At 65.0% G+C, this 1,607-nt stretch carries 1 pseudogene; it reads left to right on the top strand.

The features are described 5' to 3' along the window. Positions 1–13: 13 nt before the first annotated feature. Positions 14–1,607 (top strand): annotated as a pseudogene (locus A8G08_RS24230) (amino acid adenylation domain-containing protein); the annotation flags it as partial.

The following is a 1,607-nucleotide window of genomic DNA, read 5'->3' as shown; positions in this document are numbered from 1 at the left end:
GTTCGACGGCCTGTTGCTGGATCGTTTCGTGCGGGCCGTCACGGCGATCCCGGACGCGACCGCGGTGGTGTTCGAGGGTGAGTCGGTTTCGTATGGCGAGTTCTCGGCGCGGGTGAATCGTCTTGCGCGGCACCTGATCGGTATGGGTGTGGGGCCGGAGTCGCGTGTTGCGGTCGCGATGCGGCGCAGTACTGATCTGCTCGTAAGCATCTACGCAGTCGTGACCGCGGGTGGCGCCTATGTGCCGGTGGATCCGGATCATCCGGCCGATCGCATCGCGTATGTGCTCGACTCGGCCGATCCGGTGGCGGTGCTGACCACGCAGCGGGATGAGTTCGACGCGGGGGAGAGGTCTGTCCTTCACCTGGACACTCTCGATGTGTCGGCGTACTCCGCGGATCCGGTGACGGATGCGGAACGGACGTCGTCGTTGCGTGCGGCCAATACGGCGTATGTGATTTACACGTCGGGTTCGACGGGTCGCCCGAAGGGTGTTGCGGTGACGCACGCGGGCATTGTGAATCGCCTGGAGTGGATGCAGTCCGCGTACGGGTTGGATGGCTCGGATGTGGTGTTGTGGAAGACGCCGGTGACTTTCGATGTGTCGGTGTGGGAGTTGTTCTGGGCGTTGGGTATTGGTTCGCGTCTGGTGGTTGCCGCGCCGGATGGTCATCGGGATCCGGTGTATCTGGCCGGGCTGATCGCTGCGGAGTCGGTGACGACGCTGCATTTCGTGCCGTCGATGATGGCTGCGTTTGTTGGTGCGGTGGCGCCGGGTTCGGTGCCGTCGGTGACTCGGGTGTTCGCTTCGGGTGAGGCGTTGACCGGTGATGTGGCCCAGCGGCTGCGCACGGTGATTCCGGGCACGGGGTTGCACAACCTGTATGGCCCGACCGAGGCCGCGGTCGATGTGACCTTCCATGAGGTGACCGACGCGGACACGGTGAGTGTGCCGATCGGTGCGCCTGTGTTCAACACCGAGGTGTTCGTGCTCGATGCCCGGTTGCGGCCGGTGCCGGTGGGTGTGCCGGGTGAGTTGTATCTGGCTGGTGTGCAGTTGGCTCGCGGTTATCTGGGTCGCGCGGACCTGACCGCGGACCGGTTTGTCACCAACCCGTATGGCGGTGCCGGTGCCCGCATGTACCGCACCGGTGACCTTGTGCGCTGGAACGCGGCCGGGGAAATCGACTACCTGGGGCGCACCGATTTCCAGGTGAAGTTGCGTGGTCTGCGTATCGAGTTGGGTGAGATCGAGGCTGCTCTGCTGGCGTTCGAGGGCGTCACGCAGTCGGTGGTCGTGGTGCACAACGACGGGATCACCGATCGCCTGGTCGGCTATGTCGTCGCGGATGCGGCGACGGATTCGGAACAGGTCCGCGGGTTTGTTGCCGGGCGGGTGCCGTCGTACATGGTGCCCGAGCGGATCATGGTGCTCGAGGCGTTCCCGTTGAATCCGTCGGGCAAGTTGGACCGTAAGGCGTTGCCGGCGCCGGTGTTCGAGGCGGCGGTGTTCCGTGCTCCGACGACGCCGATCGAGCAGGCCGTGGCTGGTGTGTTCGCCGAGGTGCTTGGTCTGGACCGGGTCGGTCTGGACGACGACTTCTTCG

This window comes from Aldersonia kunmingensis (assembly GCF_001646865.1).
In the GTDB taxonomy this organism is placed as follows: Bacteria; Actinomycetota; Actinomycetes; order Mycobacteriales; family Mycobacteriaceae; genus Aldersonia; species Aldersonia kunmingensis.
The sequence above is the reverse complement of the archived record's forward strand: the minus strand, read 5'-3'. Positions and strand labels throughout refer to the sequence as shown.